At 65.6% G+C, this 13,866-nt stretch carries 11 protein-coding genes; 5 read left to right on the top strand and 6 right to left on the bottom strand.

Annotated elements, in window-relative coordinates:
* Positions 1–60 precede the first annotated feature (60 nt).
* Together LOC56_RS11495 and LOC56_RS11490 are read left to right on the top strand one after the other, a co-directional pair.
* Positions 61–375, top strand: a complete 315-nt coding sequence (locus tag LOC56_RS11495) for a DUF7793 family protein (RefSeq protein WP_229952407.1) — start codon at positions 61–63, stop codon at positions 373–375.
* Complete coding sequence (locus LOC56_RS11490) at positions 372–1,946, top strand: putative bifunctional diguanylate cyclase/phosphodiesterase (RefSeq protein ID WP_229952406.1); 1,575 nt, start codon at positions 372–374, stop codon at positions 1,944–1,946. Before LOC56_RS11495 ends, LOC56_RS11490 begins: the two co-directional genes overlap by 4 nt.
* 41 nt (positions 1,947–1,987) lie before the next feature.
* Here the strand turns inward: LOC56_RS11490 and LOC56_RS11485 are convergent, their stop codons facing one another.
* From LOC56_RS11485 to LOC56_RS11475, 3 genes are read right to left on the bottom strand one after another with little or no spacing between them, the layout of a single operon-like run.
* A complete protein-coding gene (locus LOC56_RS11485) occupies positions 1,988–2,545 on the bottom strand; it encodes a dihydrofolate reductase family protein (RefSeq protein WP_229952405.1) in 558 nt (185 codons plus the stop codon).
* 18 nt (positions 2,546–2,563) lie between these two features.
* Complete coding sequence (locus LOC56_RS11480) at positions 2,564–4,324, bottom strand: phospho-sugar mutase (RefSeq protein WP_229952404.1); 1,761 nt, start codon at positions 4,322–4,324, stop codon at positions 2,564–2,566.
* 48 nt (positions 4,325–4,372) lie between these two features.
* The gene (locus LOC56_RS11475) at positions 4,373–5,173 is read right to left on the bottom strand and encodes a purine-nucleoside phosphorylase (RefSeq protein ID WP_229952403.1); all 801 of its coding nucleotides are present in this window, start codon (positions 5,171–5,173) and stop codon (positions 4,373–4,375) included.
* A gap of 91 nt (positions 5,174–5,264) precedes the next feature.
* On the opposite strand from LOC56_RS11475, the gene LOC56_RS11470 reads away from it, so the two are divergent.
* Positions 5,265–6,671, top strand: a complete 1,407-nt coding sequence (locus LOC56_RS11470) for an NAD(P)H-quinone dehydrogenase (protein ID WP_229952402.1) — start codon at positions 5,265–5,267, stop codon at positions 6,669–6,671.
* A gap of 176 nt (positions 6,672–6,847) precedes the next feature.
* On the top strand, positions 6,848–8,275 hold the full coding sequence (locus tag LOC56_RS11465; RefSeq protein WP_229952401.1) for an MFS transporter: 1,428 nt from the start codon (positions 6,848–6,850) through the stop codon (positions 8,273–8,275).
* 93 nt (positions 8,276–8,368) lie between these two features.
* Here LOC56_RS11465 and LOC56_RS11460 read toward each other — a convergent pair whose 3' ends face one another.
* Positions 8,369–10,174: an acetyl/propionyl/methylcrotonyl-CoA carboxylase subunit alpha gene (locus LOC56_RS11460; RefSeq protein WP_229952400.1), complete on the bottom strand. Its 1,806-nt coding sequence runs from the start codon at positions 10,172–10,174 to the stop codon at positions 8,369–8,371.
* 589 nt (positions 10,175–10,763) lie between these two features.
* Here LOC56_RS11460 and LOC56_RS11455 point away from each other — a divergent pair.
* Positions 10,764–11,366: a hypothetical protein gene (locus tag LOC56_RS11455; RefSeq protein WP_229952399.1), complete on the top strand. Its 603-nt coding sequence runs from the start codon at positions 10,764–10,766 to the stop codon at positions 11,364–11,366.
* 328 nt (positions 11,367–11,694) lie between these two features.
* On the opposite strand, the gene LOC56_RS11450 is transcribed toward LOC56_RS11455, so the two are convergent.
* Together LOC56_RS11450 and LOC56_RS11445 are read right to left on the bottom strand one after the other, a co-directional pair.
* Entirely contained in the window at positions 11,695–12,330 is a 636-nt protein-coding gene (locus LOC56_RS11450; protein WP_229952398.1) for a Maf family protein, read from the bottom strand.
* Positions 12,331–12,424: 94 nt separating this feature from the next.
* Positions 12,425–13,819 carry a dicarboxylate/amino acid:cation symporter gene (locus tag LOC56_RS11445; RefSeq protein ID WP_229952397.1) on the bottom strand — a complete coding sequence of 465 codons (1,395 nt, stop codon included), beginning with the start codon at positions 13,817–13,819 and terminating at the stop codon, positions 12,425–12,427.
* Positions 13,820–13,866: the final 47 nt, after the last annotated feature.

Here is a 13,866-nt window from a genome sequence, read left to right as displayed (position 1 = left end):
ATTCAAAACCCTTCATCGCCCGGCCAAGCCCTGGTAAATCTGGCGGATGAGGGACACCTCGTGCTGGTACTGCCTCCAAACGAGGTGATTACCGGGTCCATGGCTGTCGCCGTTGCCGAAAAGATCGACCGTCTGGCGGTTGCGCACAGTCTCCCGCTGCTGCTGACACTGACGGGTGTGGAATCCATTTCCCGTAGTGCCCGGGACGTCTTCAGCGCTGCACGTTCCCTGTCCGCCGTCGCTGTCATTGGTGTTTCTCCGGTGGACCGGGTGATCGCTAATTTCCTGCTCGGCGGAGAGGTTCAGCCCTGTCCCACCCGGTATTTTTCCGAGGAAGGCGATGCCCTGAACTGGCTGAGAAGGTACGCCGCGTGACCCGTTCACAAGAGGGAGCCGGTGACCTGCCGGCGGACCCGCGCCTCGGCCAGATCGTCGAAGGCATTGTCAGGATCGCAGCGGGAAACCTCACCTCCCGGATTCCGGTTTCATCTGCCCGCGACCAGGTTGATGCCGTTAGCACGGGCATTAACCTCCTGGCAGCGGAACTGGACGACATGTACCAGGACATGGAGCAGCGGGTGGAGTCCCGCACGCTGGAACTCCGCGAAGCGCACCAACAGGTGCAGCGGATGGCGCTTTCGGATCCGCTCACCGGACTGAGCAACCGGATCGACTTGATGCAGCAGGTCCAGCAATCTCTGACGGACTGGGATGGTACGGAGTCCGCACCGGCCGTGCTGATGATTGATTTGGATGGGTTCAAGGAAATCAACGACAGCTTTGGACACAAGGCCGGGGACCTGGTGCTGCAGGAAGTAGCGGCACGGTTGCTCGCCTCGGCACCGGAGGAAAACGTCGTAGCGCGGCTCGGCGGCGACGAATTCGCAGTTCTGCTCCCTGGGGTTGCCAGACTATCGGCACTTGCGGTCGCGGAAAGGATCCAGGCGGCTTTGGGAGTCCGGACCGTTGTGGAGGGACTGGACGTATGGCCCCGTGCCAGCATCGGCGTGCATCTGGCTGAGTCCGGGCAATCCGCCGAGGACCTGCTGCTCCGCGCGGACACCGCCATGTACGAGGCGAAGGAAAACGGCCCGGGGCTGGTCCGGTTATTCGAACCGGTAATGCTCTACGCCCGCCAACTGAGGCGGGAAATGGCCTCTGACCTGCGTAATGCCATTGAGCGCAACGAGTTTCGGTTGGCATTCCAGCCCGTCGTTGATCTGGTCACCGGAAAGATGCAGGGGGTAGAGGTGCTCCTGCGCTGGGAACATCCGACGCAGGGGCTGGTCATGCCGGATATCTTCATTCCACTGGCGGAGGAAAGCGGAGCCATCCTGGGGATCGGACGCTGGGTGCTGCGGTCGGCCCTGGAGCAACTAGCTGCTTGGCGTGCTGAGGGTCAGGACCAGGACGGCTTCCATATCCGCGTCAATGTCTCGCCGTCCCAGCTGCAGAGCATGGACCTCGTGGACTTTGTCCGGGCGCAGCTGCGCGAAACCGGCGCAGCACCCCGGGACCTGATCCTGGAGATCACCGAGAGCGCCTTCGTGGGCAGCGGAGACGTGGAGACTTACTCCATGAGATCACTCAAAGCCCTGGGCATCCGCTTGGAAATTGACGATTTCGGCACGGGCTATTCATCCATCAGCTACCTGCGGCGCCTGCCCGTGGACACAGTCAAGGTGGACCGGGCACTGATCGCCGAAATCAGCCGCGACGAAGGGCAGCTGCAGTTCGTGGACGCGGTCCATGGGCTGATCCAGGCAGCCGGAATGGAAGCCGTCTTCGAAGGGATAGAGACCCAGCAACAGGCTGAACTACTGCAGGAGATGGGCTGCTGCAGCGGCCAGGGCTACTATTTCAGCCGGCCGCTCACCGCCGAACAGGTGGGGACGCTCCTGGCCAGCGGCAGTCGCCTGCCGCTGGCCACGGAACTGCTGGCGTAACCGGACACTGCTGGCGTAACCGGACGCCCGGACGCGAAAGCTCAGTTCCGGACCCGGTACCGCAGGAACACGACGCCGTTCGTGAACCGTTTCTCCTCCAGCAGCTCCAGGTCCAGCCGCAAACCGTCCGGCAGGAACCGTTTCCCGCCGCCGACAATCACGGGGGAGAGCAGCTGCTGCAGCTCGTCAACCAGTCCCGCCTGCAGCGCCTGGGCGGCGAGCTTCGCTCCGCCCACGGACACCTCGCCGTCGGACGCCTCCACGAGTGCCCGCACGGCAGCGGGATCGAACTCCCGCTCCAGGCGCGTGCGCGGCGCAGAGAGGTCGGTGAGGGTCCGAGAGAAAACCACCTTGTCCGCCCCCTGCCAGATCCGCGCGTACTCGTGGATGGCGGGCGGCTCGTCCTCGGCGGGCACGGCCTCCCAGCCAGCCATCACCTCATACAGCCGCCGGCCCAACAGATGGGTGTGTACGTCGCTCTCCAACCCGTTGACGAAGGAGTGGACCTCTTCATCGGGCATGCTCCAGTCAAAGGACCCGGACTCGTCCGCTATGTACCCGTCGAGCGAAGTGATGCTCGTGTAGATCAGCCGTCCCATGCCGGCCTCCCGCCTAGGTTAGAGTCCCAGGGCCTTCCGAACGTCTGCCAGCACTGCGTCCAGGGTTGCACGTGCGTTGGAACGCGCAGCCGGCAGATCAGCCGCCGAACCGACGGGCTCAATCACCTCGAGATAGCACTTGAGCTTGGGCTCGGTTCCGCTGGGGCGGATGATGACCCGGGTGTTGTCACGGGTAATGTACCGCAGCCCGTCGGTGGGCGGCAGGCCGTTGGCGCCTTCGGAAAGGTCGACGGCGGTTTCCACCGGGGAGCCGGCGAAGGAGACAGGCGGGTGCTCGCGCAGCCGCTGCATCATCTCGGTCAGCAGGCCCAGGTTCTCCACCCGGACGGAGAGCTGGTCGCTCTGGTGCAGGCCGTGCTCCAGGGCCAGCTCGTCAAGTTCGTCAAAGAGGGTCCGGCCCTTCGCCTTCAGCGCAGCGGCCAGCTCGGCCAGCAGCACGCCGGCGGAGATGCCGTCCTTGTCCCGGACCAGTCCGGGGGCAACGCAGTAGCCCAGTGCTTCTTCGTAGCCGTAGGTCAGCTTCGGCACCCGGGAGATCCACTTGAAGCCGGTCAGGGTTTCCTGATGCTCAAATCCTGCAGCGTCAGCGATGCGGGCCAGCAGCCGGGAGGAAACAATCGAGTTGGCGAAAACAACGCCGGAGCGGGTTTTCTCACCCCGTACCTTCCAGCGGCCGGCAGCGATCCGCCGGGCAATGTGGCGGCCCAGCAGGGCGCCCACTTCGTCCCCGCGCAGCATGCGCCATTCGCCCGTGGCAGGGTCCTTGGCGGCGACGGCGGCGCGGTCGGCGTCGGGATCATTGGCAAGGACAAGGTCCGCATTCCGCTCGGCGGCAAGCTTCAGGGCCAGGTCCAGCGCTCCGGGTTCCTCCGGATTCGGGAAGGCAACGGTGGGGAAGTCCGGGTCCGGCAGTGCCTGCTCCGGAACCAGGGTCACCGAGGTGAACCCTGCTCCGCGAAGTACGGCGGACATCGTTTCGCCGCCGACGCCGTGCATGGGCGTGAGGACGATGTCCAGGTCCCGGGCCGGGTAGCCCTCGCGGTGCGCCAGATCGTCCACGGCTCCGATGTAGTCAGCGATCAGCGACTCGGAAACTTCCGTGTAGCCGTCCGGTGCCAGCTCAATGGAGTCCAGCGGAACGGTGTAGTCGATCCGTGCGGCAATCTCGGCGTCGTACGGCGTGACAATCTGCGCACCGCGGCCGGGGCCCTTGACCGTACGGCCGCCCAGGTAGACCTTGTAGCCGTTGTCGGCCGCAGGGTTGTGGCTGGCAGTGACCATCACACCCGCGTCCGTGTCCAGGACACGCACCGCGTAGGCGAGCAGCGGCGTCGGAAGCGTGCAGGGCAGCAGGAACGTTTCGATGCCGGCGGCACCGAAAACGGCAGCCGTTTCCAGTGCGAAGTCCTTCGACTTGTACCGGGCGTCGTAGCCGATCACGGCACTGGGGGTCCAGTGGTCCCCGGCTGTGTCCTGCAGGAAGGAGGCGATGCCCGCAGCGGTGCGCCGCACCACCACACGGTTCATCCGGTTTGAACCGGCGCCCAGCTCCGCACGCAGCCCAGCAGTTCCGAACTCGAGCGTGCCGGCAAACCGGTCCGCCAGGTCCGCCGCAGCTTCGTCCGCGCCGTCCGCACCGTCCGCGAGGGTGCGGAGGAGGGCGCGGAGTTCACGGGCTGTGTCCGGGTCAGGGTCACTGTCCGCCCACGCGTGCGCGGCGGCGGTGAGTTCTTCGAGTTCGGCGGGGATCAGAGTCATGTGGATACCTACTGTTGCTGGTGCGGGTAGCTGTGCGGCGGAAAGCTGCTAGATCTTGTTGATGATCTCGGCAAGCAGCTTGGAGATGCGCGGTCCGGCGGCCTGTCCCGCTTCCAGGACCTCGCCGTGGCTCAGTGCCACCGGGCTGATGCCGGCGGCCAGGTTGGTGACCAGGGAGATGCCGAAGACCTCCATGCCGGCGTGCCGCGCGGCAATGGCTTCGAGCGCCGTGGACATGCCGACCAGGTCGGCGCCGATGGTCTTGGCGTAGCGGACCTCTGCCGGAGTTTCGTAGTGCGGGCCGGTGAACTGGGCGTAAACGCCTTCATCCAGGGTCGGGTCCACGCTGCGTGCCACGTCGCGCAGGCGCGACGAGTACAGGTCGGTCAGGTCCACGAACGTCGCGCCTTCGAGCGGGGAGGTGGCGGTGAGGTTGAGGTGGTCGCTGATCAGCACCGGGGTGCCCGGCTGCCACTCGGGGTTCAGTCCGCCGCAGCCGTTGGTGAGGACCATGACCTTGGCGCCGGCGGCGGCTGCGGTGCGGACTCCGTGCACGACGGCGCGTACGCCCTTGCCCTCGTAGTAGTGGGTGCGTGCGCCCAGGACCAACGCGCGCTTGCCGTCGGTGGTGAGTACGGAGCGGATAGTACCCACGTGCCCCTGCACGGAGGGGGCAGAGAAGCCCGGGATATCGGCGGCGGAGAGCGTAGCGGTGGTCTCGCCGATCAGCTCGGCGGCTTCTCCCCAGCCGCTTCCGAGGACCAGTGCAATGTCGTGGGAGGGTACGCCGGTGTGCTCTGCAATGTAGTCGGCGGCCTGCTGGGCAAGTTCAAATGGGTCGTTAGTCACTTAACAAACTTACAGCCTCGCCGGCCTGCCCATGTCCGCGCCCGGTACCGCCGTTTGAGCGCCGTCACTCGATGGGACAGAATAGAGCCTTGTGACCACCCAACTAGATTTCACTGCCCGGAAACTTGCAATTCTCGGAGGCGGCCCCGGCGGCTATGAGGCTGCCCTCGTGGCGGCATCCCTCGGAGCGGACGTAACCATCGTCGAGCGGCAGGGACTGGGCGGCTCCGCCGTCCTCACCGACGTCGTTCCCTCCAAGACCCTGATCGCCACCGCCGACGTGATGACGCGGATGAACGCGGCCCGGAACCTCGGCGTCGAATTCGGGGATGTGGCTTCACCGGTCTTCGCCGACCTGAAGGTGGTCAATCACCGCCTGCTGGCCCTGGCCAAGGAGCAGTCCAACGATATCCGCAGCACCCTCGAACGTGCGGGCGTGAAAGTGAAGATCGGCAGCGGCCGGCTCCTGGACAACTCCACCATCGAGGTCACGGCCGACGACGGCACCGTGGAAACGGTCAAGGCCGAGGCGCTGCTGATTGCCACCGGTGCGAACCCCCGCGAGCTGGACACCTCGGTGCCCGACGGCGAACGGATCTTCACCTGGAAGCAGATCTACAACCTCACCGAGGTTCCCGAGCACCTGATTGTCATTGGTTCCGGCGTTACCGGCGCGGAATTTGCCTCCGCCTACAACGGGCTCGGCACCAAGGTCACGCTGATCTCCAGCCGTGACCGGGTGCTCCCCGGCGAGGATGCGGACGCCGCCGTCGTTCTGGAGGACGTCTTCCAGGCCCGCGGCATGACCGTGCTCAGCCGGTCCCGCGCCGATTCCGTGAAGAACACCGGCGACGGCGTGCTGGTGACGCTTTCGGACGGACGCACCGTGGAGGGCAGCCACTGCCTCGTGGCCGTGGGCGCAATTCCCAACACCGCCGGAATCGGCCTGGAAGAGGCCGGCGTGCAGCTGGACGAACGCGGCCAGATCCGGGTCGACGGCGTCTCCCGCACCACGGCGGACAATGTCTACGCCGCGGGCGACTGCACCGGCGTCTTCAACCTGGCATCCGTGGCGGCCATGCAGGGCCGCATTGCCGTAGCGCACCTGATGGGCGACGGCGTGAAGCCGTTGAAGCTCAAGACCGTGGCCTCCAACATCTTCACCTCCCCGGAAATTGCCTCCGTGGGTGTCTCCGAGGCCGACGTGGCCGAGGGCCGCTACCAGGGCGACGTGATCAAGTTGTCCCTGCACACCAACGCCCGGGCCAAGATGATGGACGTCAAGGAAGGCTTCGTGAAGATCATTGCCCGCAAGGGCTCCGGCAGTGTGATCGGCGGCGTTGTGGTGGGGCCCCGTGCCTCGGAACTGATCTTCCCGATTGCCATTGCGGTCAGCCAGAAGCTGCACGTGGATGACCTGGCCAATACGTTTGCCGTGTACCCGTCCCTCACCGGATCTATTTCGGAGGCTGCCCGGCGGCTGCACGTGCACCTGTAGGGATTACTCTTTTCTTTCCCGCGTCCGCGGCGGATTATCCGTCGCGGGCGCGGGATTTTTTCTGCCCGGATATCGGCGCTCCGAAACATTTGTCCATTATCTGGACACAAATCTCAAATAACGGACGCAAGCTCCTAGGATGTGGGTACTTCAATTCCTCTTGCGAAAGAGTTCCAATGTCTACTAAGAATCCCTCCGCGGCATCCACGCCGGCGCCGGTGCCGGCCAAGGCCAATTCCAAGGGCCGCGTGATTGTCGCCAGCCTCGTCGGCACCTCCATCGAGTTCTACGACTTCTACGTATACGCAACGGCTGCGGTCCTCGTCTTCCCGCGGTTGTTCTTTCCGAACGCCGAGGGGGTCACGGCCCTGCTGAGCTCGTTCGCCGTGTTTGGGGTGGCCTTCATTGCCCGGCCGTTGGGCTCCATCGTCTTCGGGCACTTCGGTGACAAGGTGGGCCGCAAGGGAACCCTGGTGGCATCGCTGCTGACCATGGGCATTGCGACGTTCCTCATCGGTTGCCTGCCGACCGCGGAAAACGGCTGGACGATCCTGGCTCCCGCAATGCTGGTGGTCCTGCGGTTTGCCCAGGGTCTGGCCCTGGGCGGGGAATGGTCCGGAGCGGCCCTGCTCGCCACGGAGAACGCGCCGGCCAACAAGCGTGCCGTCTGGGGAACCTTCCCGCAGCTGGGCGCGCCGATCGGGTTCATCCTGGCCAACGGCCTGTTCCTGCTGCTGAGCCTCCAGCTGGATGCCGAGCAGTTCGACTCCTGGGGCTGGCGCGTGCCGTTCCTGGCCAGCGCCATCATGGTGATCATCGGCCTGTACGTCCGGCTGAAGCTGGTCGAGACGCCGGCCTTCCAGAAGGTTGTGGATTCGGGAGAGATCAGCAAACTGCCCCTGAGCCGCGCTTTCAAGTACAGCTGGCGCCAGATGATTGCCGGCACCTTCATCATGCTGGCGACGTATGTGCTGTTCTACCTGATGACCACCTTCACGCTGTCCTACGGGACCGCGGCCAAGAGCGCGGAAGCGGCCCAGGCCGCCGCGGACAAGGCCGGCAAGGCCTTCGACCCGGAGACCTTCACCGCCGGTCTGGGCTACGCCCGCAACGACTTCCTGATCATGCTGATTATCGGCGTGGTGTTCTTCGGGATCTTCACGCTCGTCGCCGGTCCGCTGGCGGAGAAGTTCGGACGCCGCAAGACCCTGTTGGTTGTCACCGCCGGCATCTTCCTCTTCGGCTTCACGTTCTCGCCGCTGTTGGGCGGCGGAACAGTGGGGGTGATGGCACTGCTGATCATCGGCTTCACGCTCATGGGCCTGACGTTCGGACCGATGGGAGCCCTGCTGCCGGAGCTCTTCCCAACCAATGTGCGTTACACGGGCTCGGCGATTGCCTACAACTTCTCCTCGATCCTGGGTGCGGCCGTGGCTCCGTTCATCGCCGTCGCCCTGTGGCAGGCCGCGGACGGAAGCCCGTGGCTGGTGGGCATCTACCTGTCCTCCATGGCGGTCCTGACGCTGATCGCACTGTTCGTGACCAAGGAAACGCGCGACGTCGACTACGAAAACAATTCCAGTGAGGCCGTGAAGGTCCTCTAGACCGCTTAAATACAGCAGGCCCGGTTCCCTTTACGGGAACCGGGCCTGCTTCGTTTTGCGGTGCTGCTGCTGTTGCTCCGGGTTCGTCCGGGATCAGTCCAGGATCGAGGCGATGACGGCGCCGGCGGACACCGTCGCGCCGGGCAGGGCGCTCAGGCCGGAGATGGTGCCGGACTTGTGTGCTGTCAGCGGCTGTTCCATCTTCATGGCTTCGAGCACCACCACGAGGTCACCTTCGCGGACCGTCGCGCCGTCCTCGACGGCCACCTTGACGATGGTTCCCTGCATGGGTGAGGTCAGGTCATCCCCCGCGGCCGCGGTGGATGCACCTCCGCGGGAACGCTTGCGGGACTTTCCGTTGCCGCGGGCGCCGTTGGGAGCGCCGGCTGCGGGGCCGCCAAGGCCGGCCGGGAGTACAACCTCGAGCCGCTTGCCGCCTACCTCGACGGTGACGCGCCGGCGCTCGTCGTCGTCGTCGGCCGTTCCGGGTTCGCCGCTCCACGCCGGGATGGTGTTCGCGAACTCGGTCTCGATCCAGCGCGTGTGGACGCCGAAGGTGTCCTCGCCGGTGAAGGCGGGGTCTGCGGTGACGGCGCGGTGGAAGGGGAGCACGGTAGGCAGGCCGACGACGTCGATTTCCGCCAGGGCACGCCGCGCACGCTGCAGCGCTTCGCGGCGGGTGGCGCCGGTGACAATCAGCTTGGCGAGCATGGAATCGAAGTTCCCGCCCACTGTTTCGCCAGCTTCGATGCCCGAGTCCACTCGGACGCCGGGGCCGGTGGGCAGCTTGAATTCGGAGACGGTGCCGGGGGCAGGCATGAAGTTGCGCCCCGGGTCTTCGCCGTTGATGCGGAACTCGAAGGAGTGCCCGCGCACTTCCGGGTCGCCGTAGCCCAGAGCCTCGCCGCGGGCAATGCGGAACTGTTCGCGGACCAGGTCCAGACCGGTGACCTCCTCGGAGACGGGGTGTTCCACCTGCAGCCGCGTGTTAACCTCCAGGAAGGAAATGGTGCCGTCCTTGCCGACCAGGAATTCGCAGGTCCCTGCGCCCTGGTAGCCGGCTTCCTTGAGGATTGCCTTAGACGCCGAGTAGAGGCTGGCGTTCTGTTCTTCCGTGAGGAACGGGGCCGGGGCTTCCTCGACAAGCTTCTGGTTGCGGCGCTGCAGTGAGCAGTCGCGCGTGGAAATCACCACGACGTTGCCGTAGGCGTCCGCCAGGCACTGGGTTTCCACGTGGCGCGGGGCGTCCAGGAAGCGCTCGATGAAGCACTCACCACGCCCGAAGGCGGCCGTGGCTTCGCGGACGGCCGAGTCGAACATCTCGGGAATCTCTTCGCGGGTGCGGGCAACCTTGATGCCGCGGCCGCCGCCGCCGAACGCTGCCTTGATGGCCAGCGGCAGGCCGTGCCGGTCCGCGAAATCCAGGACGTCCTGGGCGGACTCGACCGGATCCTGCGTGCCCGGAACCAGCGGGGCGCCCACCTTGGCGGCAATATGCCGGGCCTGGACCTTATCCCCGAGTGAGGAGATGGCGCTGGGGGAGGGGCCGATCCAGGTCAGGCCGGCATCGATGACGCGCTGGGCGAACTCGGCGTTTTCGGAGAGGAAGCCGTAGCCGGGGTGGATGGCGTCGGCGCCTGCGCGTGCGGCGGCGTCGAGGATCTTGTCCATGTCCAGGTAGGACTCGGCTGCGGTGCTGCCGCCCAGGGCGTAGGCCTCATCGGCGAGGCGGACGTGCAAGGCGTCGCGGTCGGGGTCGGCGTAGACCGCCACGGCGGCAATTCCCTCATCGCGGGCGGCGCGGATAACGCGGACCGCAATCTCGCCGCGGTTGGCAATGAGGATCTTGGTGAGTGCCTTGGCGGGGGTCGCAGCAGGCTCGGGAATGTTCTGGCTCATTGGTGCACTGGCTCCTTTTGATCTGTTCGGAGCCTAGCGCGGTTTTGTGGTCTCGGGCCATAATGCGTGCTGTTTCTGCGTGGGAACCGGCTGTTCGTTGTGGGGATTCTACAAAAGCCGGGAGCTCCTTGGGTGCGCGGCGGGGTCGGCAACTATTCCTCCACCGACGGATTCCCGGAGGTTCCAGTTCCAGTCCGAGCGCGAACGAGACGGCGAGGGCTTAGTGCAGGTGGTGGATGGAGACATGAGATCCGCAAACCCATTGCCGGCCGTGCTTCGCAACAGGCCTTTCACCGTGGCAGATGCCGAAGCTCAGGGCATCGGGACGGAACGGCTCCGTGCCTCCGACCTCCGGACACCGAGCCGGTCGGTTCGGGTGCCGCGCGGATTCACCGAAAACCTCGCAATGAGTTGCAGGCCGTATCTAGATCTCCTGCCGGACGCCGTCGTCAGCCATGCAACGGCAGCGCGGCTGCACGGACTGGTGCTTCCGCGGCGGCTGGCTGAGGAACCGGTAATCCATTTGAGCCGGCCCCCGGGGACAGGGAAGCCAAGGAGACGGAATGTCGTGGGTCACCGTTTGGACCTAATGGCGCATGAGACGGACGAGGTCCAGGGACTGCCCGTCACCAGCATTGCCCGCACGTGGATGGATCTTGCCGGGATGTTGTCTCCGGAAGAGCTTGTTGTTATCGGGGACCAGATCGTCAGCGAGCATCAGCGGAATTTTGGAACGCCCCGAGTGGCGCTCGTGCCATTGGCGGATCTACGCGAGTTTATCGACACCAAGGCACATAACGCCCACGTCCGTAAATGCCGGACTGCACTGGAGCTCCTCCGGGTGGGAGTCGATTCACCACCGGAAACGCGGCTGCGGTTAATGCTTCTCGCTGATCCGGAACTGCCCGAATTCCTCCCAAACGTTGCCATCTGTGATGCCACGGGGGAGCCGCAGGTATGGACTGATCTCGGCTGCAGGGAATACCGGACCTGCTTGGAGTACGACGGCGTGCATCACCTGACTCCCGAACAGCAGGCCCGTGATCATTATCGGGATCTCAAGACGGCCGAGCTGGGCTGGATTCAGGTCAAGATAAGCAAAGCTGACTTCGCGCAGGGCCAGCACCGTATCAGAGCAAAGGTGCGGAGAGGCCTGGCCCTGGCCGGGTGGCACCCGGGTAGCGGCTCGTAGGGTTGCCGTTGAGCGGTGCTGGTACAGATAACGGGGTTATGGTGCCCGGATAAGCCCGTTAGCTGTACAACGGCTGCGGACCGCGCCGGGATTGGGCCCGTTATCTGTACAACGGCTGCGGTGGAGCGGGGATTAGGCCCGTTATCTGTACAACGGCTGCGGTTCGGCGGTGCTAGTACAGATAACGGGGTATTGGCGCCGGGATGAGCCCGTTATCTGTACAACGGCTGCGGACCGGCGGTGCTAGTACAGATAACGGGGTTATGGGTGCCCGGATAAGCCCGTTATCTGCTCAGTAGATCCCCCGCACCGTTGAACGCAGCGAGAGCTACTTCCAGAGGTCGATGATCCGCACGTCGGCGCTGGCCAGCAGCTGGCGCAGCGTCGACACGGACAGCCCGACGACGGCATGCGGGTCCCCGTCGACGCGCTCGATGAACGCCCCGCCCAAGGAGTCGATGGTGAAGGAACCGGCGACCTGCAGCGGCTCACCCGTGGCGATGTAGGCCTCGATCTCGTCCTCGGAAAGCTTCACGAAGTGCACCTCGGCGGAGGACACCGCCCCGAGGGTGGCCCCGGAACCGTCCTCGTCGGTGTCGCGGCAGTCCACCAGCCAGTGCCCGGTGTGCAGCACCCCGGAGGAACCGCTCATGCGGCGGATCCGCTCGCGGGCGACGTCGGCCTCCCACGGCTTGCCGTGCGCCTCGCCGTCGAACTCGAAGACAGAATCGCAGCCGATGACCAGGGCGCCGTCGGCCTCCGGCAGGGACGCTACGGCTTCGGCCTTGGCACGGGCCAGCAGCAGGGCCGTGTCGTGCGGGTCGGTCAGGCCGTAGCGGGCGGTGACGGCGTCTTCGTCGACGTCGGAAACGAGGACGGTGTGGCTGATGCCGGCATCGGTCAGCAGTTTGGTGCGGGCGGGGGACGCGGAGGCCAGGATGAGGCTAAGGTTCGGGTTGGTCACGGGTTCAAGCCTAGTGCCGGTGTGGACCGGCCCGGAAACCAAAAACGCCGGGCCGCCCCCGAAGGGACAGCCCGGCGTCGTACTGCAGGGAGGATCAGCTCTTGGACTCAACCAGCAGGGGAACCTCGATGTCTTCGGAATCGTCCGCGAAGGGATCGCCCTGGCGGCGTGCGTTGTACAGTCCGCTGTCGAGCAGTCCGTTGCGCCGGGCCACGAGCGTGGGGACCACGGTCTGGCCGGCCACGTTCACGGCGGTGCGGCCCATGTCCAGGATCGGGTCGATGGCCAGCAGCAGGCCGACGCCGGCCAGCGGCAGGCCGAGGGTGGACAGGGTCAGCGTGAGCATCACGACGGCGCCGGTGGTGCCGGCGGTTGCGGCGGAACCCAGGACGGAGACCAGTGCAATCAGCAGGTAGTCGGTGAAGACCAGATCCACGTTGAAGAACTGCGCCACGAAGATCGCGGAGACGGCCGGGTAGATCGAGGCGCAGCCGTCCATCTTGGTGGTTGCACCCAGGGGCACGGCGAAGGAGGCGTACGCGCGGGGCACGCCGAGGTTGCGCTCGGTCACTCGCTGGGTCAGCGGCAGCGTTCCCACCGAGGAGCGGGAGACGAAGGCCAGCTGGATGGCGGGCCAGGCACCGGAGAACCACTGGCGGACGGAGAGGCCGTGGGCCTTGATCAGCGCCGGGTAGACACCGAAGAGCACCAGGAACAGGCCGAGGTAAACGGTGAGGGCGAACATGCCCAGGGATCCGATGGTGTCCCAGCCGTAGGTGGCGACGGCGGTGCCGATGAGGCCGACCGTGCCGACCGGTGCGAGGCGGATGATCCACCACAGGACCTTCTGGATGACGGCCAGCGCCGAGGCATTCAGGGCCAGGAACGCTTCGGCGGGCTTGCCGACCTTGAGGGCGGCGATGCCGACGGCGATCGCGATCACGAGGATCTGCAGCACGTTGAAGCTGACGCTGGTGGTGACGTCACCGGACTCCGCCACCTTGGAGCTGGCACCGAGTCCCAGGAAGTTGGCCGGCACCAGGCCGGTCAGGAAGCCCACCCAGCTGCCCTGGCTGCCGTTGAACTCTTCTCCCTGGCTGACATCGGCGTTGTTGCCGGGCTGCAGGAAGAAGCCGAGCAGGATGCCGATAACCACGCTGATGAGTGCCGTAATGGCGAACCAAAGCAGCGTCTGCCAGGCCAGGCGGGCGGCGTTGGACACGGCCCGGAGGTTGGCGATGGAGCTGACCACGGCGGTGAAGATCAGCGGGACAACGGCGGCCTTCAACAGCGAGACATAGCTCGTGCCGATGGTGTCCAGCGTGGTGGTGAGCCAGTTCGGCTCATCGTCAACGGTGCCCATGGACTTGGCCAGCAGGCCCAGCGCCAGGCCCGCAATAAGGGCGGCGATGATCTGCGGTCCGAAGGAGGTTACCCACTTGGGCAGCCGCCGGGCGGGGGATTCAGGGGAGGAGGTCTGTGAGGTCACGAAAAGACTCTAGCCGTGCGCCATTATCAGAACCGCCTCAAAGTTGC

Origin of the sequence: Arthrobacter sp. zg-Y179 (assembly GCF_020907345.1) — a bacterium.
Lineage (GTDB): Bacteria > Actinomycetota > Actinomycetes > Actinomycetales > Micrococcaceae > Arthrobacter_B > Arthrobacter_B jinronghuae.
The sequence above is the reverse complement of the archived record's forward strand: the minus strand, read 5'-3'. Positions and strand labels throughout refer to the sequence as shown.

Bases quoted from the DNA above. Each gene is read 5' to 3' on its own strand.
- LOC56_RS11485 (WP_229952405.1), bottom strand. From the start codon at position 2,545: ATGGGACGGCTGATCTACACGAGCATCACTTCGCTCGACGGGTACATA.
- LOC56_RS11480 (WP_229952404.1), bottom strand. From the start codon at position 4,324: ATGACTCTGATCCCCGCCGAACTCGAAGAACTCACCGCCGCCGCGCAC.
- LOC56_RS11465 (WP_229952401.1), top strand. From the start codon at position 6,848: ATGTCTACTAAGAATCCCTCCGCGGCATCCACGCCGGCGCCGGTGCCG.
- LOC56_RS11460 (WP_229952400.1), bottom strand. From the start codon at position 10,174: ATGAGCCAGAACATTCCCGAGCCTGCTGCGACCCCCGCCAAGGCACTC.
- LOC56_RS11455 (WP_229952399.1), top strand. From the start codon at position 10,764: ATGGCGCATGAGACGGACGAGGTCCAGGGACTGCCCGTCACCAGCATT.